Source organism: Paenibacillus sp. IHBB 10380, assembly GCF_000949425.1.
GTDB lineage: Bacteria > Bacillota > Bacilli > Paenibacillales > Paenibacillaceae > Paenibacillus_AQ.
In genome coordinates this window covers 432,785-459,598 of record NZ_CP010976.1, presented here as the reverse complement: position 1 = coordinate 459,598, position 26,814 = coordinate 432,785, and the positions used below count along the sequence as shown (strand labels likewise).

Genomic DNA, 26,814 nt, shown 5'->3' with positions numbered 1-26,814 from the left:
TTACTCCTCATCTGGATCCATGCTACTTTTACGTGAAAGAAGAATACGGAATAACACAGACATCAATAATCCTGCAACTAATGTCCCCACCAGTAGACCTATTTGTGATAACCCTGTACCTAGCAAAGGTAACCACAGAATACAAGCGATGATTGTAATCACTCGGAATACAAACACCGTCACATTCTCTTGTCTGCTATTTGGTTGAACTGGATATATATTTAACCAGAAGGATTCACTGTGATATCGCTTAAGAGACGATAACTGCATCCCAATAATGAAAAGAAAGAACAAATAAATACCGCTTGCAAGCAAGCTCCCGCGTGTCGACCAGATAAGCAGTAATCCGAGCAAGCCTCCACGAATAATAATGCCAAGAATATCGCTACGTATGAAACTTTTCGTAATAAGATATCTGTAAGCATAATTGGATTTCCAAGGTATCCCGCTTCCTAAGCTTGAGAGCAGACGGCGTGAGTACACTCGTTGTTGGCGTTCTGGAACATTTACGAACCAACCCAATACCGACATCACTCGACCAATTTGAGTTTTCTCTTTCTCAATAAGTCGCTCCCATGCTACTAGATGCTTAACAGGAAATTTCCCCGCTACGATATAGGTGATACATAGTAATCCAATATAGACAAGGCTCTTGCCAGTAGGCTCCCATAGCCACGAGGCAATAGCGAGTATCATAACCCCCCACCGAAGTAGCCGATATCCCATAGCCGCACGATTCGAGACCATGGATAGTTCCTTCCATCCCCCATAACTTGAAATGATTTTGAGGATTACGAGGAGCATCAGAAATGTCCAGAATGGTTTTGGTTCAGCATCACTTCGCACATAAAGCGGCCAAGCGATTAAGAAAACTAACAGAAGACCTACTAACTTATACACTACACCGCTAAACCAGCTTCCTGATAAATACTGATTCATTTTTGATTCCTGCGGTAGCAAGAAAACGACATCTGGTGATTGTAAATAAGTTCGAAAACTACTTTGTACCGTCAATGGGACTAAAAGCACTAACATGATCCAGCGAATAGGTAGCCCTTCTGGAATATGCTGTACAAGAGATGTATACCATGCAGAGAAAGTAATCAACACAAACATAAACAGTACCGCAACACCACTCTGCATGACATATCCTAAATAAGGAATGATTTCTCCCCAAAAATGGCTACGTCGCTCAACTCGAAGACTCTTCAGATCCATACTCAGACCTTACCTTGAACAAGTGTATAGAAGAGTTCCTCTAATGGAGCTCCCGGCATTCCTGCTTGTTCGGCGATTTCTTGCAAAGTGCCCTGAGCAATAACACTACCCTGATGAAGCACGATAAAACGATCACAATAATTCTCTATGGTTGACAGAATATGTGAACTCAATAGAATGGAAGCACCCGTTGCTTTTAACTCCAGCATGAAATCTAACAAAGAACGAATTCCAAGCGGATCTAGTCCGAGGAAGGGTTCATCAATAATGTACAATGAAGGGCGTGCTACAAATGCACACATAATCATGACCTTCTGCTTCATTCCTTTGGATAAGTGGATAGATAAGCTATCCATCTTGTCTTCCATCCGAAATAGCTCGGATAGCTGACTTGACCGTTCCTCATAATCTTCTTTGGATACATTGTAAGCTCGTGCAGTAAACTCTAAATGTTCTCTAACCGTCATCTCTTCGTATAAGAGTGGGGATTCAGGCACGAATGCAATCGCACTATGATAGGCTTCAGAATCATCATCTCTTTTTTTACCATGTACACGTATATCACCCTTTTGAGGTGACATGAGGCCTAAAATATGTTTCATGGTTGTACTTTTACCAGCACCATTAAGCCCGATCAGCCCGATCATTTCCCCGGTTCCCACCTCAAAATTTACATCATGCAGAACAGGACGATTTAGGCTATAGCCGCCGGTTAATGATTGAATATCAAGTACAGGTGTATCACTCATTATTCTCACCTCGATTAATAATAGCTACTACCGAGCAGAAGGGCGACAACTTTATGATATTTCTCTGCTCCTATACCCCTTGCAGTATATTACACACGTGGTGGCTTATTCTTCAACCACTTGGGTGCGCCTTTATTCTTGCGTGCACGCTCACGTTCTGCTTTACTGCCTCCACCTGACTTACCTTTAGGTTTCACTGAATTGAATGGGGGCTGAGTGCTAGTTGAGTTAACCGTAGGAGTCTCACCCTGTTGCCCCTTCGTTTGAGCGACTTCTCTTATCTCTGACGCGGCTTTGGTGTTGTAGCTAGTATCATTGCTTACCTTCTTATGCCCAGCCTCACCAGCCCCTGTTACGTTAGGTTTACGTTTAGTATCCTCATATTTGCGAGGAGCTACAGTCTCACCTTTATCAGAATACACTTTACGTGCCTGGCTTCCCAATGACGCTTCGTCAGGGTGCATCACTTTACCGCCGAACATATCACGTAGTTCAATGGTGACATCCAGTTCTTTCATGAATTTTTTCATAATGAAGATTTGACGATCCGTAACAATAGATAACACAATGCCGCTACGTCCCATTCTGCCTGTCCGACCTGCACGATGCACATAATGCTCGGAGTCTGTCGCTGGATCATAGTTGATAACCATCGTTAAGCCTTCAATATCCAAGCCACGCGCAGCTAAATCGCTTGCTACTAGCACTTGGAATTTCCCACTACGGAAGCCTGCAAGTACGCCACTACGAGACATCTTGTCAGCATCACCATATAGCGCTTGTGCTCTAAGTCCCATATGGTTCATCTTAGCTTCCACTTCAGCAATATCTTCAGTAGTATTCACAAAAACAATGGCCTTCTTCGGTTTATAGTGACGAATTAATCTCCGGAGAGTATCCGGTTTATTACGTTCTTCGGATACGAAATAGAAATGTTCAAGTCCCGTTGCAGTCATCTGCTCTGGATCAATTCCGACCTCTACCGGTTCCTTCATCTCACGCTTAACGAGTGCTGCTGTCTCCTTACTCACCGTTGCAGAGAGAAATAATAATTGCCGATCACGTTGAGCGCTGCGAATAATATGATCTACATCACCAGCTGCACCGAGTTGAAAGACTTGGTCTACCTCATCTACTACAATCGTTGTTACTTCATGCATTTTTATTTTACGCATTTCGATCAATCCCCGTACTCGTCCAGGGGTACCCACTAGCAGCTGTCGAGGTACTTTTAGTTTCTCTATTTGCCGCTTAATTGCCGCGCCCCCGATTACACCGAGTACAGAAATTCCAAGATGCTCACCATAACGCTCGCTCTCCCGCACAATTTGCATAGCTAGCTCCTGTGTAGGTGCCAGAATCAGCTTTTGCGTAGATTTGCGATTAGCATCAATACTTTGCAGAATAGGAAGCAAATAAGCTAAAGTCTTGCCTGTTCCTGTCTGAGAATGAGCCAGAACGTCCTTTCCTTGCATCACAGCAGGAATAACCTCTGCTTGTACTGGAGAAGGCTGTTTGATGTCGAATTCGGATAGTTTATTAACTAAATCCGTATGGATACCTAGTTCTTCAAAAGAAGTTAAATTCATTTAAGTCCATCCTTTATGTTCATATCATTCGTTATCTTTCAATATCATTATATGCTAAAATAGTTATCCCACCAAATGGTTAGCCAATAAGTTAAATGAATACTTATAATTATTTAAGAATATGCGACTTCATCGTCCCAAAAATTAAAAGTTAATCATTTCTGATACTTCAAAAAAGCCAGCTCGATTGAGCCGGCCCTACTCATTTCTTATTCATCATTCTGTATGTCAGTTTATCTGCAAAACGTGGACATAACTGATAGAACCATATCCCCACAGCAGCTAACCAAGGAAGATTAATCTCTTCCTGCTTCTTATCCATAAGCTTCACCATTTTGCTGGCAACAAGATCAGGCTTCATCATGAACCACCGAATATTATTTACGTATCCACCTGTAGGATCAGCCAATTCAAAAAAAGGAGTATCGATTGGTCCCGGATTCACAGTGGACACGGTAATTCCTGTCCCACGTAGCTCTTGGCGAAGACTGTTACTAAATCCATATACAGCATGCTTAGTAGCTGTATATGCTGTCGACTTAGCTGTTCCAATCTTAGCTGCGATAGAAGCCACATTCACAATATGACCTTCTCCCCTCTCTAACATGTGTGAGAGAACAGCTTTCGTACAACGAACAGTACCCATATAATTGACATCCATCATATCACTATAATGTTCTATGGACATGTCCAAAATAGACTCAAATTTACCATAACCAGCATTGTTAAGCAGAACATCTATTTGTCCATATTTATGAATAATATCATTCATTACATTCTGCACTTGTTCCTGCTTCGTAACATCCATAACGATGAGCTCGTGTTGTCCTGATAATTGATTCGCCACGGCTTCAAGCTTATCTTGAGAGCGTGCAATCAGTATCGGAATAGCCCCTTGCTCGGATAGCAGCTTTGCTGTCAAAGCCCCAATGCCACTGGAGGCTCCTGTTATCACTACTACTTTATCCTTCATCATAATCCTTAGTCCTCCTATTGGGGAAGAGATATTCAGTTCATCGTTTAGTCTACGATATCATAACTTGAATATCCAGTTCTCCAATACCATCCATTAGCAAGGGAATACTCAGTGCCTTTCTAGGGAAACTTGATGTAAGATTCTCAAGCATGATAAACTTAGGGGGAGTAATATCTACAATCACACCTTGATTGTAAAGGATTGTACTAGCATTCCCACTAATCATATTACCGAGTTCAGAGATTGCACTTTGTCCCATCTCATCCATCTCTGTCAAGACAAAACCGCCCATCATGGCAGATACAATTCTTAACGCAACATCTTCTTGAAGTCCAAACACGATATTACCAGTTAATTGCCCGGTCATCCCCACTTGAATCCAGATATGGTCTTTATTAAACTCAATATCCTTGATTCCGAGACTCCCCGTAGAGGGTGATATCTGAATGACCTGTTCAATTACAATCCGCGCTGATTCTATGAACGGATTAATAATTTCTGCTTTCATTGTAAGTAAGCCCCCTTGAAACAGGAAATTTGTCACGGTATCAAAAGTCCCGTTTTTCTTAAAAATCATTATACTTTAAACCCAAAAATAAATCACTTAATATTGTCCAGCACTCCAGATGATAGTTCTAATTCACTATGTTTCTAGTTATATATTCATCTGTTTATTCCAAATTTGAACGATGCAATATTTTCCCTATATATTTATCGGTCAAAAATCTCAAAATGTGAATGGAAAAGTAATGCCACATTGCCCTGTCAAACGGAATCACCTATAATTTAAGGAAAGATACGGCCGAGAACGAAGAATTGTAAATATATTTTCAAGGAGGTCATGCATGAACATTAGTCAGTTGGAGACACTTCTAACCATCTCTAAGACCATGAGCTTCCGCAAGGCAGGAGAGTTACTTAACCTAACCCAGCCTGCTGTGTCTGCCCAAATTAAAAGTTTAGAGGATGAGTTCAAAACTGTACTTGTAGATCGCAATCAGCCTGTTACATTAACAGATCGTGGAGATGTATTTCTTGAACATGCTGAGCGAATTTTGTCCATCGTCGAAGAACTTAAACAACGACTTTCGGATTTAAATCAAACTCCTCAGGGACATATCGTTCTTGGAACAACAACTTCAATAGCCATTCAAATGTTACCCCGTGTTTTATCATATTTCCAGGATCAATTTCCTTTAATCAAAACATATATTCAATCTATGTCCTCTTGCCAAATCTATAATAATGTAGAAAATGGGACCATCGACGTTGGAATTGGTTATCTTATCGAACGCAATCCTAACTTAATTACATCAGTTCTTTATTACGATACTTTTCAACTTGTTGTATCACCACAACATCCTCTTGCCAAGCAAAACATAGCTACAATAGAGGTGTTAAGAGATGTCCCACTCATTCTGCTCTCACCGGATACCGTAGGTCGGAGATTTATGGATGACTTATTTAAGAAATACAAAATTGTTCCTAACGTCGTGATGGAGCTATCCAGTAGTGAAGAAGTCAAACGAATGGTAGAACTAAATCTGGGTGCCGCCATTATTTCTAAATTGGCTGTCACGTCAGAGCTTCGTCTAGGGACACTCAAGATTATTCCCATCTGCGAACTTGAGGTTACACATCCAGTAGGTGTTATCTATAAATCAGGTCGATATTTAAACTCTGCTATGCAGCAGTTCCTCAGTGACCTGAAAGGCATGCCAGAAACGCAGTTTATCAGTTCAGAATAACTATATAAGGGAGTGTCCTCAACTTGAAATTTGACCTTCACACACACCATTTTCGCTGCGGACATGCTTCCGGTAATATCCGAGATTATATCGAATCAGCCATCTCATCCGGCCTTCAAGTCATCGGAATTTCCGATCATACCCCTTTCTTTGGCAGAGAAGAGGAGCAAGCATTTCCATTAATCTCTATGGCTAAATCTGAGTTATCCTCCTATGTACAAGAAGTGCTTGAACTTCAAAAGGAGTATTCCGGGGTCATCGATGTGCTGTTAGGTATTGAATCTGATTACTTTCCAATCCATGCTGAGCTCTATCGCAAGACACTCGCAGCTTATCCATTTGATTATATTATCGGTTCTGTCCATCAAGTAGAGGATATTAGTATCTTCAATGCTAATCGCTGGAAAAAATTAAATGATACACAGCAAATCGCAGTCAAAAAAGAATATTACCGTATGATTCAGGAGTCTGCACGTAGTGGTATGTTTCAAATCCTAGGACATATTGACGCTATGAAAGGGAACTATCCTCGCTTCTCTGACATTATTGCTCATGAAGAGATTGATGAGACCCTGAGAGTTATTGCAGCATGTAATGTTGCCATTGAGATCAATACCTCAGGCAAAACGAAACAAAGTGGGGGCTGGTACCCATCAGATACAATACTTGAACGAGCATACTATTTCGGTGTCGATGTGACTTTCGGATCTGATGCTCATAAGCCTGAACGAGTGGGAGAAGAGTTGTTAGAAGTGAGTACCCGCCTTAAGGAAATAGGATTTAAAGAGTGGGTGTACTACAAACAGAAGCAAAAACAAGTCGTTCCACTTCTTTAGACTACATGACAAAAGGGTAATTCGTGGGACTGATCCCGCGGATTACCCTCAACACTATTTATGAAAATAAAATTTCCCCACGCACGCCTTCCCTTCGTCCAACTACTGTTAATCATATTGGAGAAATTGAGCAGTACCTGAAGCGAAAAGCTCACAAGAATGAAACTAGTCACAAGCAATATGAACGTGAGAAATAATCTCAGCTTATGTCTGTACATATTTTTCACAATATATGAGAACATACCATTCCACCTATCTCGAGTTTTATCCCATTATATTTCATTAAATACACTATATATAACAAATCAATAAATATGTGATATTCTTCACAAATATATGTATATTTTAATACTCCATATCTTGTACTCTTGTGAGCCGCAAAAAAAAAAAAAAAGGACCCGCCAGCAACGGGTCCAAACATATATTCAAAAAGGGGGGTTATGTGATAATAATAACCTATCACTGTTAAAGACACGTAACGACTATATTTCATTTGTGTAACAAACCTTGCCCTTTGGATAACCATAAATAGATTCCCTATATTTCACGTACCACCCGCTTAGATTGTCGACCCGAAACATTTACTGTAATAATCCCAGCAACGACTAATAGAAGTGATAATCCAACCCAGCTTGATACCTGTTCTTGCAGAATGAATGCAGATAAGATGACACCAAAGACAGGGATAAAGAATAGATACATTGAGACTCTTCCTACCGAATTATATTTCATGACTGTATTCCAAAGTGCAAATCCAGCTGCAGATAATAAGGATAAATAGATCAGCAATCCCACGGCCTGTCCATCGAATGAATAAGGAGTAAATCCTCGGTTCACTCCCCCAACAAGGAGTAGTCCCAGTCCACCAATGAGCATTTGTTTACCTGTTAATGAAATAACGGATTCATGCATACTTTCCTGCCGTGCCAACACATTACCGAAACCACCAAAGACCGCCGAAGCTAGTAGCAAGACTGATCCGATACCGAAATGGAAATGAAGGCCACCACTTTGTCCGAAACCCATGACAACAATCCCTGCAAAGCCCATTGCAAGTCCCCACCATTTAGCTGCGATAAGCTTTTCCCGAGGTGCCATAAAGCGTGCAGTCAATATTTGAAAAAAAGATGTCGACCCCACGAGTATCGATCCTTCGATCCCCGAGCTATAACTTAATCCTACGTATAATAATAAATATTGCATAAATGTTTGGATCGCACCTAGCCGAAATAACCTAGATAAAGGTAACCTTTGTTTGCCGATACTTGTACTTTTCCCCAACATCGTTGAAAGTAAGAGTAGAATCATTCCAGCCATCGTAAATCGATACCCTGCAAATACCCATTGACCAAAAAAATCTCCCTGCTTCATGTTCAGATGAGCATAGCTCAACTTGACTATGGGCAATGCACTTCCCCACAATACCGTTGCTCCCAGCGAACTAATCAAAATACCCACAGGATGTCTAAACCATGTTTCTGCCTTCACAATACCTTATGTCCTCCTTGTTGATAAACCTTAATCTCCATCAAGTGCTTGAATACCCTCCTCTATGGTCAGACCATAAATGTGAATTCCATCTTCACTGGCTTCGTCTGATCCATCCATGAGTGGAAGAACCCGCTCCAATACGAGTCCGTTCTTTAGCATAACTTTAGCTGAAGCCTTATTCGTTTTACGACATCTACCTTCAATTCTTCGCAGACCGAGATTGTTAATTGCAAACTGAAGCAAAAGGCCAACCGCCTCTGTCGTTAATCCTCGATGCCAGTAAGAACTGTCTAGCATGTAGCCCAGCATAGCCTTGCCTTTAGAAGAATTCCAGCGCTGAAAAGAAACAATCCCAATGAACTTCTCCCCTTCGTTACATAAACATATCGCGAAATGCAAAGAATCTCGCTGATTTCGACTAAGCAGCTGTGCTAGAACTTGTTTAGAACTATGATAAGAAGAACCCGTGCTTCTAGTCATGGAACACCTAATCTGAGGATCAGATAACAAAGACCATACGTCAGCTTCATCATGGATTCTAAGTGGTCTTAACTGAACCTGTTTCCCTACTAACACACCGTTATTCAGCAAGCTCCTCTTCTCCTCACACAACCTAGTACTCGCAGAACTATGGAATACTCTTATCCATTATTCGGTGTATTCATACAGACGAATTACTTATCTCCAGAATTCAAAGTAAATACCGTCAACTCAGGCTTACATAACAACCTTATAGGCAACTGAGTCGTTCCGAAGCCACGATTAACGTAGAGTAACATACCGCTTGGTTGAAAATCATATAATCCCTGAATATATCGCTTAGAACCGGCAGGTGTCGTAATTGCACCTATCAGTGGAAATCTTACTTGACCTCCATGACTATGTCCAGACAATTGTATATCAAATGGGTATAGTACCGCCGTATCCGCATAATCCGGTTCATGCATAAGCAACAAAGAGAACGTTCCGTCTGGAACTCCTTTAAGTGCCTGATCTGGATCAGGTGTTCCCTGTAAAAGGTCATCCAATCCAACGACGGCTATGGCCTTCCCATCCTTCTTCAGCAGACGATGCGAATTCCGCAGTAATATGAAACCTGCTTCTGTTAGCATGCGACCCACCTCATCGTACTGCCCCCGATAATCATGATTACCTAAAACAACAAATTTCCCTAGAGGGGCTTTAAGTGAAGCCAAGTAAGGAACGAAGCTCGTCATTTGCTCTGCATGGCTATCTACAATATCTCCTGTCAAACAGATCAGATCAGGGGACTGGCTCATGATGGCATCCATGAGCTCGCTGAAATCATTCTCATGTGAGTGGTGTCCTAGATGAAGATCACTAAATTGGACAACCTTCAATCCATCAAAGGCAGCTGGAAGCTTTGTGAAGGTAAGCTGAACACGTTCTATAGATAAATGCCGTGGCTCCCACAACCAAGAGTATCCCCCTGTAAATAATCCGGCACCTATAACTGCTAATGCACCCCTACGAAGAAATTGCCTTCTCGTCATCTTGTTATCGACTCTATGCTTTGGGGAATCCCTCCTAGAAGGAATCTCTGTCGGAGGATCCCCATAGGAACGTTCCTTACTATTCATTATATTGCAACCTCCAATATCATTCTTAAAAAGAGAAGTCCACGCTCATCGTGAACTTCTCTTAGGCAGCTTCAAAATATACAATGAGCCTACTCATACCAGTGGATATGTTGTCCTAACTCTCATTCTAGCTAGCAGTAATTTCAAAGCGATGGCGAATTTCCTCACTCTGCATATATGCATCAGACAATCCTAATTTCTGAATATCACTTTTGGATACATATCGGTAACCTAGTTCAATCGATAATGATGATTCAAATGGAAAAGGCGTAAGCTTTACTTTATTACGATCGACCCAATTCGCTTGGATCATCCCTCCACTAGTAAAGTCAAAATTCTCAGATATGGTGAATCCATCACGCCACCACGGGTGCTCATGCTCTTTATCTGATCCTGGCTCATTCAAACATAAATAGAGGGATAGGTCATCACAGAACTGCAATACCCACGAATGAAAGATGAGCTCCTCCTCTGACGCCGGATCTGTGATGCCCAATTGCTTCTGGATGTGATCTCTACGTAGTCGTTCCTGCTCCATATATTTAGTAAAAGCAGGGTGCTCTATGTCAGCTTGGATCAATAACCTTTCAAAATGTAAGCTACATAACAGTGCCGCATATGGACTCTCAGCCTGTACTTCTTCTAGTCCCTTGGAGTAGAAAGCTAACTTAACAGCAATCGGAAAATCCATGAAAGTATAGGGAGTACCCTCAGAAGTATTCAAGAAGGGAGTATCATCCAAATCAATCCAGCCCCGATCATGCTCATATATCGCATATATGGCTTCATCTTTACGCTTACTCTCAAGGAAAAGCTTAGAATTGAAAGCATTTGCAAATTTACCCGCAATTAATCCGTGTTGGTGTTGTTCTATCATGACCCAGGCTTCCTTCAATTCTCGGCATATCATATACATTCCTCCTGATTCACGACTATATTATAATAATTAGAAGAGCTCTGGTACCCCGATCTTCTTGCTTTTATATCGGTAAAAGGATGTTTATCAATTTTCGACTCTCGAAAAACTGAAATAGCTCACCCTTGTCTATGTTATTTGTATTAATTATAACACGACACCCATGTTGTAGATCAAGGCTGTGAACTGTGAGTAGTGTTCCATGATGTGAGTTAAGTATGTAATTCGATGATATTCAATATTCAGATTACATAAACCGCTAAGTGTTGACCTCCACTTCCCAATAAACCTATATTTTGGGTAAAAGTCAAAAAAATATATTAATTTGGAATTATTTGTTTGTATTCTAGTTTTAATGTGATATTCTATTGATGGGGATTTGAAATTAATAGAAATGCTGGCCAGCTATCGCCCTTCACTAGACTCGACACCTTCCCCCTAATATGTTGAGAGGAATGATATTAATGAAAAGAAAAACCCTATCCATTCTTATGCTATTTTTCCTCGTGTTTGCAATGCTTCCTCTGTCAGCTTCTGCGAGCAACACTGGACAACAGATTCAAGGACAAGGTGAGCTTGTTGTAATTGGGCAGTATAGTGGACCTTCTGGCCATTATCCTTACGGTATAAATGTATATAACGAAAGTGGACAACTTGTTTATAGTAATTCTCATTACACGGCGTGGGGTGGACCTTTTGGTGACTCGGGCGTAGATTCGTTTGTTGTACCTAACTTACCAAGTGGGACATATACAGTTGTAGCTACGCAAACCTTGGCATCATTCCGTATACAAAATCTCTACTTTAGATGATTTTGCTTTTGTTCGTTTACTTCATATCCTGTACGATAAGATCGAGAGGTCGGGGGCTAGCCCCCGACCTCTCGATCCACCATACATCGTTCGGTATACAGCGGTTCATATTATATTTGTTTCCTCACCTTATTCTCCGTAATTTCCACTCTTTCCATAGGCTTATTCGAAGACTTCTTCTCATCCAATCGTCGAGTTCTCGAAACACACTCCTTTGACTCGTTCTCGTAAAGTAACCAGCCTGCATACCCATTCTGAAAGCTTTGGACGCAGTAATCACGTAATACTCTTCTATACTGTATTATTCTATGTAACAAAGTAAAACACCTCCACAAAATCGCATATGCGAAATGCAGAGGTGTTCATAGGTTATCAATCGTACCCATTAGCATTAGATTTGTAGATTATACACTTAACCAGCGCTTGAACATATGCTTCGTCGTTTGCTTATTAAGCTCTGCGATAGAAGTTGTCAATGGAATTCCTTTAGGACAAGAACGGACACAGTTCTGAGAGTTACCACAACCCTCAATACCCCCATCTTCCATAAGCGTCTCAAGACGTTCCTCTGCATTCATTTCACCTGTAGGGTGAGCGTTAAAGAGACGGACTTGAGATAGAGCAGCAGGACCGATGAAATCTGTCTTCTCATTCACGTTAGGACAAGCTTCGAGGCAGACACCACAAGTCATACACTTCGATAATTCATAAGCCCATTGACGTTTCTTCTCAGGCATTCGAGGCCCAGGTCCTAAATCATACGTTCCATCGATTGGAATCCATGCTTTGACTCTTTTTAGCGCGTTGAACATTCTACTGCGATCAATAACAAGGTCACGAACGACGGGAAAAGTACTCATAGGCGCTATACGTACAGGTTGCTCTAAGTTATCAATGAGTGCCGCACAGGCTTGACGAGGCTTATCGTTAATCACCATCGAGCATGCGCCACATACTTCTTCAAGACAATTGGAATCCCAGCATACAGGTGCGATATCTTGACCTTGGACATTCACTGGGTTACGCTGAATTTCCATAAGAGCACTAATTACGTTCATATTTGGACGATAAGGTAGTTCAAACTCCTCAACGTATGACTTTCCCTCAGGTCCATCTTGTCGAGTAATTATGAGTTTGACACTTTTGCTTTTGGTTGGTTTAGTTGTATCAACTGCCATCTGAGTTCCTCCTTCCTATTTCTCTTTCGAATAGTCACGAATCCGCGGCGCGATCAAGGAGACATCCACTTCATCATAAGTGATCTCTGGACCTGAAGGCGTCCACTTAGCCTTCGTTGTCTTCAAGAACTTCTCATCATTACGTTCTGGATAATCTGGTTTATAGTGAGCACCACGGCTCTCATCACGTAACAGTGCCCCTAATGTCATCGCATGTGCCAGCTCTAACATATTCCATAACTGACGAGTAAAAGCCACACCTGGATTGTTCCAGCGAGATTTATCCGTCATATTGATATTAGCGTAGCGTTGCTTAAGCTCTTTAATCTTCTCAATGGTAGCCTCAAGCTTATTGTTATAGCGAACAACTGTCATATTATTCGTCATCCACTCGCCTAGCTCTTTGTGAATCACGTAGGCATTTTCTGTACCATTCATATTCAACAAGCTCTCATATTTATCTGTATGTTGCTTGGTATAGCGATCAAATAATGACTTAGGTACATCTTCAGCCTTCTTCTTCAGACCTTTGATATATTCGACTGCCTTAGGACCCGCAACCATACCTCCGAAAATAGCCGACACTAAAGAGTTCGCGCCTAGCCGGTTTGCTCCATGGTATTGATATTCACATTCACCAGCGGCAAATAACCCTGGGATGTTTGTCATTTGATTGTAATCTACCCAAATACCGCCCATAGAATAATGAACTGCCGGGAATATTTTCATAGGGATCTTTCTTGGATCATCTCCCATGAATTTCTCATAGATTTCAATAATTCCACCTAGTTTTACATCTAGCTCTTTTGGGTCTTTGTGAGATAAATCAAGATACACCATATTCTCACCATTAACACCTAGTCCCATATTAACGCACACATCGAAAATTTCCCTTGTGGCGATATCACGTGGCACTAGATTACCATATGCAGGATATTTCTCTTCAAGGAAATACCAAGGCTTACCGTCTTTATAAGTCCAAATTCGACCACCTTCTCCACGCGCAGATTCTGACATCAAGCGTAGCTTGTCATCACCCGGAATAGCCGTAGGATGGATCTGAATAAATTCTCCATTGGCATAATACGCGCCTTGCTGATAAACAGCACTTGCAGCTGTACCTGTGTTAATGACAGAGTTCGTTGTTTTACCAAAGATAATACCAGGACCACCACTTGCTAGAATAACCGCATCCCCAACAAAAGTATGGATCTCCATCGTCTTAAGGTCTTGTGCACAAATACCACGACATATTCCTTCGTCATCAATGACTGCCGATAGGAATTCCCAGTTCTCATGCTTCGTGACTAACCCTTCTGATTCATAGCGCCTAACCTGCTCATCAAGTGCATACAATAATTGCTGTCCTGTCGTTGCCCCAGCAAAGGCAGTACGGTGATATTTCGTGCCTCCAAAACGACGGAAATCAAGCAAACCTTCAGGTGTACGGTTGAACATAACACCCATCCGATCCATCAAGTGGATAATACCAGGTGCAGCATCACACATCGCCTTAACAGGAGGTTGATTCGCTAGGAAGTCTCCCCCATATACAGAATCATCGAAATGTTCCCAAGGTGAATCTCCTTCTCCCTTGGTATTAACCGCTCCGTTAATTCCACCCTGTGCACATACGGAGTGAGATCTCTTTACAGGTACTAATGAGAACAAATGAACATGAGTGCCCGCTTCTGCCGCTTTAATGGTGGCCATCAACCCTGCTAAACCGCCGCCCACAATAATAATATTAGTTGTTGCCATTTCAGTTCACTCTCCCTAACTCAAAACTGACTTGAATGTTTCTATGAATGCTGAAGCTGTATCGAATTCAACTGCACGAAAAGCGATAAGAGATAATACAAACATCACAGATACAACCACGAATAGACTCATACATACATAAGAGGATACGCGCTGCGCGCGTGGTCCAACTGTGATTCCCCAACTTACGAGGAATGACCAAATCCCATTAGAGAAATGGTATGCCGTTGAAATTACACCTATTAAATACAATGTAAATGTGATCGGGTTCATTACAGCGGCGTGAATAACACCACCTAATTCTTCATGTGTGACATTCCCAAGAGCCACCTGAACTCTTGTCTCATATACATGCCAAATGATGAACATGAATGTGAGAACACCTGTGATACGTTGAAATAAATAACGCCAGTTTCGTTCGTATTTATAACTCCCCACATTTGAATCAGCCTGATAAGCAATGTATAAACCGTAGACACCGTGATAAAGCAAAGGTAACCAAATAAGAAACATCTCCATGAATAACACGAGTGGTAAGCCGTTAAGAAAAGCCACACCTTCGTTAAAGGCGTCCTTACCACCTTCAAAAGCGGCGAAATTCGTTACTAAATGCTCCAGAATAAAAAAGCTGAGCGGAATAACACCGAGTAGCGAATGCAGCTTTCTGGAATAATAGCCTTTCATAAATAGTTGTTCCCCTTTCCATGAGACAGCGTTTTCAACAAAATGTGATTATTAATCGTTAAATATAAATAAAAAGTGAGAAATGCCGCAATAAATAGCTGAATTCAGCCCTTCCTGTCACAATTCTGTGAACAACTTGTGGCACTTTTCATGTTACTCCTTTTTATCTTATAATGGAATTGCAATATAATTATTAATAGTTATAACATTAACGCATAAGAAATTAAACGAATGAGGTGATTGTTATGTTTGAAGCGTTAGAGGTCTTCGCAACTGTCGTCGAACAATCGAGTCTTAACCAAGCATCTAGGCTACTTAATCTTTCTCAGCCTGCTCTATCGCGCAAGATTTCCAAGCTCGAGCATGATTTAGGCGTAAGCCTTTTTAACCGCAAGGGGAAACGGCTTGTCCTTACTTCTATAGGTCAGTTAACTTACACCTTTGCCTTGGAACAAAGAAAACAACAACATACATTTCTTCGCACACTTGCTCAGTTTAAGGATGGAAGCCAAATGACAGTTACGCTTGGAGCTAGTCTGACTACTTTACAGACGACTCTTCCTCCATTAATAAATGCTTTCATGGACAAACATCCATCCGCAGAAATTAAGCTCGTAACTGGCAAAACACATGAAATCGTATCCGCCGTACGTGAGAAGAAAGTAGATGTTGGAATCGTTGCTTCTTCCATCCTTGAGCAAGGATTACAGTGCATACCTCTATTTGAAGATCATTTAGAATTGGTTCTGCCTCGTCATCATCTCCTTGCCGAATCCAAGGAAGTTCAAATGGAACACTTGCATGATTTACCCATGATTGTTTTCTCCAATGGAACATGGTATCGGAAATTAACAGATGAACTCTTTCAACAATGTAAAGTGAAGCCAGATATACGGATGGAGATTGATTCTTTCGAAGCCATCGTTCGTTTATTACCTACTTCTAAAGCTGCGGCACTTCTTCCTAAATCCTATCTGCACCAGCAACTCCTTGACGATAACGAGCTTATTGTTATTCACATCCCAGATCTGAAGGAAACCCGGCGGACCACGTCACTCATCTTCGGTGAACACGCGGAGCTGAGTACAGCAGCAAGACAATGGGTTAACGAGACAGAGGCCCTCTTTAATTCGCGTTTATAACTTCATTCTTAAATTGATCAATACTTTCATTAGAGCCAATGATAACCATAATGTCATTCGTATGAACCTGATCCATAGCCGTAGGAGCTACAATAATACCATGAGGTCTATGAAGAGCTACGATGCTACAACCATACCGAGAACGTGTATTAATCTCTGAGAGGGTCTTCCCATCTAGACATGTTGGAACACTCATCTCTGCAATCGTATAATCTTTAGAAAGCTCGATGTAGTCCAGCAGATTCGGGGATACGAGTTGATGAGCAACTCGTATTCCCATATCTCGCTCGGGATAAATGATTCGATCTACTCCTAGCCGCTCAAGTACTCTACCATGCAGCACTGATATCGCTTTAGCTACAACTTGCGTAACTCCAAGTTCCTTTAATTGTATAGTAGCGAGTATGCTCATTTGGATATCATCTCCAATGGCCACAATACCGCAATCAAAGTTACGAACACCTAGTGATTTCAGTACCTCTTCGTCCGAAGCATCCGCTACCACTGCATATGTCAGGAATTCACTCATATCACTTACAATCTCTTCGTTCCTATCAATCCCGAGCACCTCATAATTCAAGGCCATTAACTCAAGTGCTAGCGCAGATCCAAAACGCCCCAAACCAATAACAACAAACTGCTGTCTTTTCATTTTTAGCTCTATACCCCTTTTATATTAATCCATTTCTTGTATTAACCAATGATTATTTTTCCTTCTGGGTGCCGATATAATTCTTTACCCTTTTTCGGTCCGAGTGCATACGCAAGTGTGAGTGGACCTAGACGACCAGCAAACATTGTCAGACTAATTAATACCTTACCAAACACTGATAATTCTGGAGTAATTCCCATACTCAAGCCAACGGTGCCAAAGGCTGAGGTAGTCTCAAATAATATCATAAGAAAGTTAGTATCTTCTGTGGTAGATAACAGCATCGATACGCCTATTACGAGTAAGAGAGCCAGAAGCATAACAGTCAGTGCCTTGAAGATTCTCTCTTGAGCTAACCGATAACGGAACAGTACAATATCGTCACGTCCTCGCATCATAGCGATAACGGCAACTATAATAATCGTGAATGTGGTTGTCTTAATTCCTCCACCTGTCGATCCTGGAGAAGCTCCGATGAACATTAAAATAATCATGAAGAATTGAGACGCTTGACGCATACCCGCAATATCTATCGTATTCGCACCTGCCGTCCGTGGAGTGACAGATTGGAATAAAGAACCTAGAATCTTACCTCCCCAGTTAAGTGACCCGAGTGTCCTTGGATTCGTAAACTCAAATACAAATATAACGAGCGCTCCGAATATAATCAAAGCTGCTGTCATAGATAATACTACCTTAGAATGCAATGAAAATTTACGATTCTTACGGAAATCCACAATGTCTGCAAGTACAATAAATCCTATCCCACCGGATACAATAAGGAACATCACTACGAAGTTTACAACTGGATCATATACATAACCTGTTAAGCTGTGGAAGTGACCAAACAAATCGAAACCGGCGTTATTAAACATCGAAACGGCATGAAACACACCATAATAAAGAGCTTTACCGAAGGGCATATCAAAAGCCCATCGTATCGTCAAGATTATCGCCGCTGTTCCTTCAATAATGAATGAAAAAAGCAATACTTTACGGATCAGGCGAACGATTCCCTCCATTGAGCTCTGGTTCATAGCCTCCTGTAACAATAATCGATCTCGTAGAGAAATTCTGCGTTTCAACATTAAAGAGAATAAGGTTGCCACAGTCATAATTCCAAGACCACCTACTTGTATAAGTGACATAATAACCACTTGTCCAAATGTACTGAAGAAGATTCCGGTATCCTTTACAACAAGCCCTGTTACACAAGTAGCGGAAGTTGCTGTGAAGAACGCATCAATGAAACCGAGTGGCTTTCCAGTAGTATTAGAGATTGGTAGCATAAGCAGGCACGTTCCAATGAGAATAATCCCTGCAAATCCCATGACCAAAATCTGTGGAGGAGAAAATCTTAACCATTTTAAATGAAATTTCAATTGATTCGCCCCTTAAAAAAGATCAACGAAAAAAGACATCGGAAATCCAATGCCTTTCGGGTTGGTTCCTGCTAGCATATCGCCTACGAGGTTAGCTGACGGATTCGGGTATGCACAGGTTACCCTATTCGTTGTAATACAACGAAATTCACCCCAACAACGCTCAACGTTAAAGACGTATCGGTTGTATATTGGTTCCCCCGTAATTCAAAAGAAAATTCGGCGTAATATTAAATTGCATTCCGATTATAAGCCTTATTTTCATACTATACAAAGCTTTATTTTCAATAAAGAATGGAAATAAACCCGAATTGAGTATACTAAATGAATAAGAGATACACTTTTCATGAAATTTCGTAATATCTCTCCATTTTCATCATGTTTTCATCATTTAGTCTACACTTATAGAATGAACTAAAGGCGTCCCTCGTATTCTTGATTTTCTTTAGAATCTATAGAACTTGGAGAACTTAAACTTTAGTTCAATTCTAGATAAGGAACTGGTTCTAAAGATGAAACGTATGTTATGTTTACTTTGATGGTTCAACACATTTATATTTAGGGGGTATTAGATGAATTCCGTAGGGCAACCTTTGAAGATTAAAGCAAACTATAAGGTTTTGGGTATACTTGGGGCAATAGGTCTAATTTTATTTGGCATTTTCAATTTTTTACTACCTGCCATGTCTTCAAGTTCGACTGAACAGCTGAATGTGAAAATAATCAGTAAAGATCAAGCTACACAAGCTGCCACGCAATTTGCACAATCCCAATTAGGCGGCATTATTCTAGATGAAAATGATGCGGATGCCATTGTCACTTACCAGTCCAAATCTGACTTCTATGGCTACTTATCCAAGAATAAGCTCATCAAAGAATATTCAACTAAATTTGAAGGGTCTTTTCCTTATGATGTTTTTCGCGTCCGTCTGACAGAAGTAGATACTTATCTTAATGTAGATGTACATATGAACACAGGCAAAGTAGTTGCCTTTAGCTATGCATCTAAGGAGAGTAAAATCCCGGTAAAAACACCAGTTATGGATGAGTTATTAGAGGTGGAATATAAACAAAAGCTCGCAGAACCATGGCTTGAACAATGGGGATATAAGAGCTCCAATCTTAAGGTCACCCAGGATAGTAAATCCAGCCTCGTGTACACTGATCCTAATACGAAGATTGGTGATGCTGCTCTGCAATTTAAATTTATTTTTGGAGTGAAAGGAATTTCCTCCTTCGAACCCGCCTTTTCAGTTCCAACAGATCACATTGCATATGTAGAGAAGGAAACAGCGACAGCATTATGGTTAACTATACTAGGCTATGGACTTCTAACTCTAGTATTCGGCATATTGGCCATCATTTACAGCGCACTAACACATACACATACTTCATTTGTAAGAGGTATATTTTTGAGTGTATTTTATTTTGCTGTATCCATGCTAAGCACATACAATATGATGCCCGCATTAGAGGCACAAGGACAGACGCTTAATGATATGACATTCTCACTCATTAGTACGGGTATCATTTCATTAATCATGTCTGCTCTACTCTATTTCTCACTGGTTGGTGGGAATGGCTTATGGCGAAAAGAAGCTGGACTAAATCCATGGCCCAGGTCCAAAGAACCGGGCTATGGCTCATACGTGCTAAATAGTATGTATGTAGGCTATTTATGGGCATTAATATTACTTGGGGTCCAATCTATCCTATTCTTTGTGCTTGAGCACACATTGCATACTTGGTCCACAACCGATTCATCACAATCACCTTTTAATATGCTTTATCCTTGGACATTTCCGCTATTAGCTTGGCTGGCAGGAATATCCGAAGAAGCAGTTTACCGTTTATTTGGTATCAAGATGATGCAGAAGATCGTTAAGAACACTTTTATCGCTTGTCTGATTCCAACCATCATTTGGGCGCTAGGACATACCCTATATCCTATCTATCCCGTCATCTCGCGACCTATTGAACTTCTTGTAATCGGGCTAATCTTTAGCTTTATATTTCTGCGATATGGTTTTATTGCTGCCCTCTTCAGCCACGTTATTTTTGACAGCATCTTAATGGGCTTTAGTCTATTCGTGCTTGGTGATATAACTAATGTCTCAGCAGGCATTGTCTCTATGATCATGCCAGCAATCGTAGCTTACGTTATCTACCTGTTTAATTCCAAAAAGAAAGAGAAGCCGTATGTTACGACTCCTCCTGAAGTGCTGCAATAATCGAAGCGGCGAGCTTGTCGCCAATTGAGAGAGGCCTAAAGTCTTCGAGACTGGCCTCTCTTATTTTTTTGAGTGAACCAAAGTGCTTCAATAGCAACTTACGACGTTTCTCTCCAATCCCCGGAATGGAATCTAAGCGGGAGGTTACCATAGACTTGCCACGTTGCTCACGGTGAAAGGTAATCGCGAATCGATGCACCTCGTCCTGAATCCGTTGCAATAAATAGAACTCTTGGCTGTCCCTTGGAAGAGATACTGCCTTTGCGGGATCACCAACCATAAGCTGCGATGTTCTATGCTTCACGTCCTTGACCAATCCACATACTGGAATAAATAAACCCAGCTCGTTCTCTAGCACGTCCACAGCGGCAGAAATTTGCCCTTTACCACCGTCAACAACGATAAGGTTGGGTATCTCAAGGTTCTCCTTCATCACGCGCTCATATCGACGCCTGATGACTTCACGCATGGTTTCATAATCATCCGCTCCAACAACAGAACGAATCTTGTATTTACGATACTCTTTTCTCTCAGGCTTCCCATCAATAAATACAATCATGGCAGATACAGGATGAGTTCCTTGAATGTTAGAGTTATCGAATGCTTCAATACGATGTAAAGAATCTAACCCAATAACCTGGCCTAGATTCGATGCCGCTTTGGAGGTACGCTCTTCATCACGTTCGATTAGACGAAACTTCTCATTCAGTGCTACCTTCGCATTCTCAGTGGCCATTCCAATCATCTGTTTCTTCAATCCACGCATAGGAACGAGTACTTTAACACCGAGCCATTCCTGCAAGGATGAGGCCCCACTTATCTCATCTATCCCATCTGATATAAGCGACGTATGGATTTCACTTTCAGCTACTGGCGTTTCGTCCACAGAACCAGTATCTACCTCAACCTCAAGCTCTTCCTTCAACATATCGGGAAGCAGGATTTCCTGAGGTAAAGCTGGATTATCACTATAATATTGGGTAACAAACGATATGAAATCACTATATGCCTCTCCATAAAACGGAACGACAGAGGTATGACGTTGGATCATTTTCCCTTGGCGCATGTAAAGAATCTGCACACACATCCAACCTTTGTCTACAGCAAATCCGAACACATCTCGATCTCTCGCATCGGAAGTCGTAATTTTCTGTTTCTCCATAATCGCATCGATATTCAGAATTTGATCCCTAAGTTCCTTAGCCCGCTCAAAATAAAGCTCTTCTGCGGCTTCCTCCATCTTCCGTTGAAGCTCTTTCTTTATCTGCTCGTGTCCGCCACCAAGGAATGCGCTAATCTCCTGTGTGATCTGTTCGTAAGCTGACTGAGGAACCTCCTTCTCACAAGGTGCTAGGCACTGTCCCATATGATAATACAAGCACACTTCCTTCGGCATAACCCCACATTTACGAAGCGGATACATGCGATCAAGCAGCTTCTTCGTCTGTTGGGCAGCATAGGCATTAGGATAGGGCCCGAAATACTTTGCCTTATCCTTCAATACACGCCGAGTGACTTCCAATTTGGGATGAGCCTCATTCGTTATTTTGATATATGGAAAGGTCTTATCATCTTTAAGTAATACGTTATAACGTGGTTGATATTGTTTGATAAGGTTACATTCTAAGATGAGTGCTTCCATATTGCTACCTGTCACGATATATTCGAAATCGCGAATTTCAGATACGAGCAATTGTGTTTTCCCATTATGACTTCCGGTAAAATAGGAGCGTACACGATTCTTCAGAACCTTTGCCTTACCGACATAAATAATGGTGCCTTCGCTATTCTTCATCAAATAACATCCCGATTGATCGGGCAATAACGCCAGCTTATGACGGATGTTCTCCGCAGCTTTATCACGTTCATGATCAGTCATTGTTAAATCTTCCATGGTTATATACTACACCCCCTTCTCCTACGGGAATTGTACTACTATTAATAAAGCGCCCCCGATAATCCGGAGGCGCTGTGGTATAACATACACCTTATTGGTGTTTAGAGATCATGTTCTTCAATGCTTCTTTGGAATTCAATCCAACTACTTTATCCACAGGCTGACCATCTTTAAAGAAGATTAGTGTTGGGATACTCATAACACCGAAACGGGAAGCTGTTTCTGGATTTTCATCAACGTTCAATTTTGCAATCTTCACGCTGTCACCTAATTCTGTAGATAATTCATCCAAGATTGGAGCAATCATCTTACAAGGACCACACCAAGGCGCCCAAAAATCTACCAAAACCGTTCCTTGACCTCCCACTTCTGTGCTGAAGGACTGATCGGATACATTAACAATAGCCATGATATTTTTCCTCCTTATAGGAAAGTTAGAGAAATTTAAACTGATACGTCTTTGTGGACAGTTATAAGTATATCACATACTTATGGTCAATGTGAAATCCGTTTTTTTAAAATATATAGATATTCTTTACAAAATCTTTGGGAATTGGGTATACTTATTGCAACTCAGGTCTCCTTTGTCTATGATTATTATCATGTGCAAAAGAAAGAACCTTTATGAGGAGGAATTGTTCATGGACACTAACGTACATTTCAACGATGCACGAGACCATGTGAATGAAGAGCCGCGAAATGATCTTTTTGATTTAATAGTTGGCGTTGGTGGAATGACCCTCTTTATGACCGTTATTTTCGCCGCAATGGTTATTATCAAGTTCATCATCTCAGGTTAACATGTACATCAAAAAAAAGTCTGATCTCCTTCAATGGAGGCCAGACTTTTTTTATAATATTAGAACGTTAAACTTCATCCCTATTTCATAGGTTAACGAAACGAATGCCGTCCTTTTGGAACAAAGTTGTATATCCTTAATTCTTACCCCGTTGGTTCTCCCCATGCAAATAAACTACATCTACGAATGGAGAAATCCGATCCATCAACCTTTGACCTTTATAACCTTCTTCTCCATCCTTATTCGTGAAGCTCAAATGTTTCTCCAAACCCTCAAGCGTATAATTGGACGTATAAAAGGTCGGTTTGCGATTCATTCTATAATTCAAAATTGAGCCCATGATATGATCCCTTGCCCAGGGATTCAAATTCTCTGCCCCAATATCATCAAATATTAGAAGATCACAGTTTTTCATGATTTCCGTGCTTTCCTTCAGCTTCTGATTGTCTGTCATCATCGACTTCAGATCTTCTACAAATTCAGGCATATATACGATCACGCCGGTATGTCCAGCAATAGCAAGCTCATGTAGTAAATAACTCATCAAAAATGTCTTTCCTGTTCCAAATGAACCATAGAGATACAAACCACGTGTGGAGAGACCTTTTTCTTTCGTATCTTCAATATATCGAAATACCTGATTCACTGCTGGGACACGAAGCCGATCTTTACTCATAATTTCAACTTCGTTATATCCTTCATTTAATGCTCGTTCATCGACATAAAAGCTACGAATTCGCTTTTTCACCTGATCGTCATGTTGCTTATTCGTATGCAAAGTGCAAGGCACCTTTCGCTCGTAAAGCTCTGCGGCACCATTCACAACCTGTACTTCTAGCTTGCTAAAATGCCCCTGAAAATCGTTCGGACATCGTTCAAGTCCTGGGCAGTTATCGCAATTACGTTTGTCACCAATGTATTGATACAACCGGCTCATATTTAGTTTTAGAGTCGATTCATCAAGTTCAGGATGATGCTCCCGAAGTTCCTTAACGAGTGGATTGTTCAACACTTCGTTCGTGATGGCTTGTGATCGTTTGCGAAATTCCGGATTTTTCATCTGCCGAAGTAGATCGCCTATTGATTCCATCGTCTTGATCCTCCTTTCTTCACAAGTTAAGATTACTGACGATTACGCCCCGCCCTTCTTCTTATTCGCTTGGATCTCTGCTGCAAACTTCATCATCTGTTCAAAATCTTCCTCAGACACCGTATTATCTTCCCCATTGTCCTGAACAATAGGAATCTCGGGCTTCATCTTCACTGGCTTACCATATGATCTAGCCCGTCCGCCTCCCGTTGCTGCGGCTTGCTTCCCTTTCACTTTCGACTGATCTTTAATATATTGCACTGCTTTCTCGTACGAATTAACCTGTTTAAGAAGCATATTAGAAGCAATGGCCTCCACAAAATTACGGTTAATGCGCTGGTCACCATTGGTAGACAATAAAGACATCAGATAATGAATTAACACATTGATAACTTCCCCAGGTAATTTATAACTAAGATCAATTTTCTCAAATATATCAATTAAATTATCAGGCACCGAACCTGGAAAGAATGTTTTGAGCAATTTCGTATAGGGTTCATTGCGAAGCATCATATTATATTGATGAATGTCGCACTTCGTCTTGAACTGTATGGGTACCTCAACATAATACTCCATTTGCACAGCATGCTCCAGCTGAAGGGCCCCGTCCGAGTTCTCCTCATTTTGACGGATTGCAACAATTTTACCGCTCAACACTTCACGTTGCTCTTGTCGCTTTTTCCCTTGACGGAAATGTAGATTAGCTTGGTGTTGTAATTCATCTACTTGAATGTCTCCTTCGGGTGTGAATATACCATCCTCATCTAATAATCGACATAAATCCTGCACACTAAGATCGTATTTATTAACGACATAATTGATAGTCCCCATCTGCTCGAAGTTAAAGCGTAGCTTCTCTACAAAATGTCGATTCGCAGAACCACGTGGAAAGCGAAGAATAATTTCGGCATAGTTCAGACCGTCACCTTCTTCTCCTAATTGCATCCCAGGCTGTCTCGTTGTAGATACTTCAGTTAAGGCTTGCTCCAGTTCATAATCAATGACATGCGTATTAAGTTCAAAAATATCATAGAAGGGTACGGAAATGTTTTCCTTATTCCGCGATGTACCTGACCATTCATCAGGTTCCTTTGCCCAAAGTTCCTCCCGCAAAGACAGGACAGCAAATTTCCCGATTTTGTCACGTAATAGAAGCGTTAAATGCTGTGTATTAAAAAATTCTGTAGGCGTCAAAGGAGCCTGCAATTCATATTCGTACATATAATCATCGTTCTCAGGAACATAAATACGACTTGTTTGTAATAGACCTACCGCTTCCAGTTTAGAAGTCTGCTCAATAAGAAACTTCCGACCTGTTTCACTTGGCTCAAGCCCAAGCGTTAAGAAAAGTCGGCGCTGTTGTTCTGTGTGAGAATAACCTATTTTCTCATTAGGAATCTGTTGAAACAACAATTGATATAAGCTAATAGCGAACGCTCCGACCATGGGCTGGTATGTGTTACTCAACATTCTGTTGTCCAGATTGCTGAGACAGAAATCACGATAAACGCAGTATCTATGGTTCTCTGTATAATGTAATAGACTCTTCATGCGCATCGGTTAACCCCCCATCGTTTACATAGACTTCTACCATTCTAACATAAATCCTCAGTAACGTTCGACGTAATTCGTGTTAATTACTGACAACAAAGCAGCCCCTCCTAAAAGGAAGAGCTGCTTCGCATGTATACTCGCTTTAGAACATTTTATATCCGCCATCACGTAACTTTTGAATCGACCAACCACTTAATATAGCCCCTGCTAATCCAGCAATCCCTGTGAAATAATCAACCATTTGGAATGAGGCTAAATGAGTCCATAACGTTGCGCTTCGATCCCACAAGGAATACACGACGATGGGTAAAATAACAATGATAAACAAATAAGACGGAAACCATGTAGTTTTCATTAACATATTGAGAATAAATCCAATGCCGAACATCATAACAAAAAACAATACCATCAGCACAAGCACAGGAATAAATTGCATTTTGATCAGTTCACCTCATCTTTATTGAGCCTGTTCTATTAATTATGTCACAGAAATACAATCTAGTAGAT

General features: G+C 41.0%; 26 protein-coding genes and 1 riboswitch. Of the genes, 6 read left to right on the top strand and 20 right to left on the bottom strand.

Annotated features, from left to right (window positions below; genetic code table 11):
- From UB51_RS01865 to UB51_RS01845, 5 genes are all read right to left on the bottom strand, one after another.
- On the bottom strand, nt 1-1,218 hold the full coding sequence (locus UB51_RS01865; protein ID WP_044875828.1) for an ABC transporter permease: 1,218 nt from the start codon (nt 1,216-1,218) through the stop codon (nt 1-3).
- A 2-nt stretch (nt 1,219-1,220) separates the two neighbouring features.
- Nucleotides 1,221-1,967: an ABC transporter ATP-binding protein gene (locus UB51_RS01860; RefSeq protein WP_044875827.1), complete on the bottom strand. Its 747-nt coding sequence runs from the start codon at nt 1,965-1,967 to the stop codon at nt 1,221-1,223.
- An 89-nt stretch (nt 1,968-2,056) separates the two neighbouring features.
- Nucleotides 2,057-3,556 carry a DEAD/DEAH box helicase gene (locus UB51_RS01855; RefSeq protein ID WP_044875826.1) on the bottom strand — a complete coding sequence of 500 codons (1,500 nt, stop codon included), beginning with the start codon at nt 3,554-3,556 and terminating at the stop codon, nt 2,057-2,059.
- Nucleotides 3,557-3,758: 202 nt separating this feature from the next.
- On the bottom strand, nt 3,759-4,532 hold the full coding sequence (locus UB51_RS01850) for an SDR family NAD(P)-dependent oxidoreductase (RefSeq protein ID WP_082062997.1): 774 nt from the start codon (nt 4,530-4,532) through the stop codon (nt 3,759-3,761).
- Between the two features lie 49 nt (nt 4,533-4,581).
- Nucleotides 4,582-5,040, bottom strand: coding sequence for a chemotaxis protein CheX (locus UB51_RS01845; protein WP_044875824.1), 459 nt, complete (start codon nt 5,038-5,040; stop codon nt 4,582-4,584).
- Between the two features lie 337 nt (nt 5,041-5,377).
- Between UB51_RS01845 and UB51_RS01840 the strand changes: the two genes are divergently transcribed.
- Both UB51_RS01840 and UB51_RS01835 read left to right on the top strand, forming a co-directional pair.
- Entirely contained in the window at nt 5,378-6,280 is a 903-nt protein-coding gene (locus UB51_RS01840; RefSeq protein ID WP_044875823.1) for a LysR family transcriptional regulator, read from the top strand.
- Nucleotides 6,281-6,303: 23 nt separating this feature from the next.
- Complete coding sequence (locus tag UB51_RS01835; protein ID WP_044875822.1) at nt 6,304-7,116, top strand: histidinol-phosphatase; 813 nt, start codon at nt 6,304-6,306, stop codon at nt 7,114-7,116.
- A gap of 537 nt (nt 7,117-7,653) precedes the next feature.
- Here the strand turns inward: UB51_RS01835 and UB51_RS01820 are convergent.
- From UB51_RS01820 to UB51_RS01805, 4 genes are all read right to left on the bottom strand, one after another.
- Entirely contained in the window at nt 7,654-8,604 is a 951-nt protein-coding gene (locus tag UB51_RS01820) for a DMT family transporter (protein ID WP_044875819.1), read from the bottom strand.
- A gap of 30 nt (nt 8,605-8,634) precedes the next feature.
- Complete coding sequence (locus UB51_RS01815; protein ID WP_052675727.1) at nt 8,635-9,198, bottom strand: GNAT family N-acetyltransferase; 564 nt, start codon at nt 9,196-9,198, stop codon at nt 8,635-8,637.
- Between the two features lie 83 nt (nt 9,199-9,281).
- Nucleotides 9,282-10,208 carry a metallophosphoesterase gene (locus tag UB51_RS01810; RefSeq protein WP_082062995.1) on the bottom strand — a complete coding sequence of 309 codons (927 nt, stop codon included), beginning with the start codon at nt 10,206-10,208 and terminating at the stop codon, nt 9,282-9,284.
- Between the two features lie 127 nt (nt 10,209-10,335).
- The gene (locus UB51_RS01805) at nt 10,336-11,118 is read right to left on the bottom strand and encodes a DUF3891 family protein (protein WP_044875818.1); all 783 of its coding nucleotides are present in this window, start codon (nt 11,116-11,118) and stop codon (nt 10,336-10,338) included.
- Nucleotides 11,119-11,588: 470 nt separating this feature from the next.
- On the opposite strand from UB51_RS01805, the gene UB51_RS01800 reads away from it, so the two are divergent.
- Nucleotides 11,589-11,936, top strand: coding sequence for a T9SS type B sorting domain-containing protein (locus tag UB51_RS01800; RefSeq protein WP_044875817.1), 348 nt, complete (start codon nt 11,589-11,591; stop codon nt 11,934-11,936).
- Nucleotides 11,937-12,046: 110 nt separating this feature from the next.
- Here UB51_RS01800 and UB51_RS01795 read toward each other — a convergent pair whose 3' ends face one another.
- The 4 genes from UB51_RS01795 to UB51_RS01780 form a co-directional block, all read right to left on the bottom strand.
- Complete coding sequence (locus UB51_RS01795) at nt 12,047-12,253, bottom strand: hypothetical protein (RefSeq protein WP_044875816.1); 207 nt, start codon at nt 12,251-12,253, stop codon at nt 12,047-12,049.
- A gap of 87 nt (nt 12,254-12,340) precedes the next feature.
- Nucleotides 12,341-13,114 (bottom strand): succinate dehydrogenase iron-sulfur subunit, encoded by a 774-nt coding sequence (gene sdhB, locus UB51_RS01790; protein ID WP_044875815.1) that lies wholly within the window; start codon nt 13,112-13,114, stop codon nt 12,341-12,343.
- Nucleotides 13,115-13,129: 15 nt separating this feature from the next.
- Nucleotides 13,130-14,875 (bottom strand): succinate dehydrogenase flavoprotein subunit, encoded by a 1,746-nt coding sequence (gene sdhA, locus UB51_RS01785; RefSeq protein ID WP_044875814.1) that lies wholly within the window; start codon nt 14,873-14,875, stop codon nt 13,130-13,132.
- Between the two features lie 15 nt (nt 14,876-14,890).
- Nucleotides 14,891-15,559, bottom strand: a complete 669-nt coding sequence (locus UB51_RS01780) for a succinate dehydrogenase cytochrome b558 subunit (RefSeq protein WP_044875813.1) — start codon at nt 15,557-15,559, stop codon at nt 14,891-14,893.
- Nucleotides 15,560-15,804: 245 nt separating this feature from the next.
- On the opposite strand from UB51_RS01780, the gene UB51_RS01775 reads away from it, so the two are divergent.
- On the top strand, nt 15,805-16,701 hold the full coding sequence (locus UB51_RS01775; RefSeq protein ID WP_044875812.1) for a LysR family transcriptional regulator: 897 nt from the start codon (nt 15,805-15,807) through the stop codon (nt 16,699-16,701).
- Here UB51_RS01775 and UB51_RS01770 read toward each other — a convergent pair.
- Nucleotides 16,685-17,353, bottom strand: coding sequence for a potassium channel family protein (locus UB51_RS01770; protein ID WP_044875811.1), 669 nt, complete (start codon nt 17,351-17,353; stop codon nt 16,685-16,687). The two genes, UB51_RS01775 and UB51_RS01770, sit on opposite strands and share 17 nt — an antisense overlap.
- Nucleotides 17,354-17,394: 41 nt before the next feature.
- Nucleotides 17,395-18,735, bottom strand: a complete 1,341-nt coding sequence (locus UB51_RS01765; RefSeq protein WP_144406933.1) for a TrkH family potassium uptake protein — start codon at nt 18,733-18,735, stop codon at nt 17,395-17,397.
- Between the two features lie 66 nt (nt 18,736-18,801).
- Nucleotides 18,802-18,970: riboswitch (cyclic di-AMP (ydaO/yuaA leader) on the bottom strand.
- Between the two features lie 337 nt (nt 18,971-19,307).
- Here UB51_RS01765 and UB51_RS01760 point away from each other — a divergent pair.
- Nucleotides 19,308-20,966: a CPBP family intramembrane glutamic endopeptidase gene (locus UB51_RS01760; protein ID WP_044875810.1), complete on the top strand. Its 1,659-nt coding sequence runs from the start codon at nt 19,308-19,310 to the stop codon at nt 20,964-20,966.
- On the opposite strand, the gene uvrC is transcribed toward UB51_RS01760, so the two are convergent.
- Both uvrC and trxA read right to left on the bottom strand, forming a co-directional pair.
- Nucleotides 20,938-22,860, bottom strand: a complete 1,923-nt coding sequence (uvrC, locus tag UB51_RS01755) for an excinuclease ABC subunit UvrC (protein ID WP_044875809.1) — start codon at nt 22,858-22,860, stop codon at nt 20,938-20,940. The two genes, UB51_RS01760 and uvrC, sit on opposite strands and share 29 nt — an antisense overlap.
- 94 nt (nt 22,861-22,954) lie before the next feature.
- Nucleotides 22,955-23,272, bottom strand: a complete 318-nt coding sequence (trxA, locus tag UB51_RS01750; RefSeq protein ID WP_044875808.1) for a thioredoxin — start codon at nt 23,270-23,272, stop codon at nt 22,955-22,957.
- Between the two features lie 232 nt (nt 23,273-23,504).
- Between trxA and UB51_RS27525 the strand changes: the two genes are divergently transcribed.
- Nucleotides 23,505-23,663 (top strand): YqzM family protein, encoded by a 159-nt coding sequence (locus UB51_RS27525; RefSeq protein ID WP_144406932.1) that lies wholly within the window; start codon nt 23,505-23,507, stop codon nt 23,661-23,663.
- Nucleotides 23,664-23,799: 136 nt separating this feature from the next.
- Here UB51_RS27525 and dnaI read toward each other — a convergent pair whose 3' ends face one another.
- From dnaI to UB51_RS01735, 3 genes are all read right to left on the bottom strand, one after another.
- Nucleotides 23,800-24,753, bottom strand: coding sequence for a primosomal protein DnaI (gene dnaI, locus UB51_RS01745; protein ID WP_044875807.1), 954 nt, complete (start codon nt 24,751-24,753; stop codon nt 23,800-23,802).
- A gap of 42 nt (nt 24,754-24,795) precedes the next feature.
- Nucleotides 24,796-26,310, bottom strand: coding sequence for a replication initiation and membrane attachment family protein (locus UB51_RS01740; RefSeq protein WP_044875806.1), 1,515 nt, complete (start codon nt 26,308-26,310; stop codon nt 24,796-24,798).
- A gap of 139 nt (nt 26,311-26,449) precedes the next feature.
- The gene (locus UB51_RS01735; protein ID WP_044875805.1) at nt 26,450-26,743 is read right to left on the bottom strand and encodes a YuiB family protein; all 294 of its coding nucleotides are present in this window, start codon (nt 26,741-26,743) and stop codon (nt 26,450-26,452) included.
- Between the last annotated feature and the right edge of the window lie 71 nt (nt 26,744-26,814).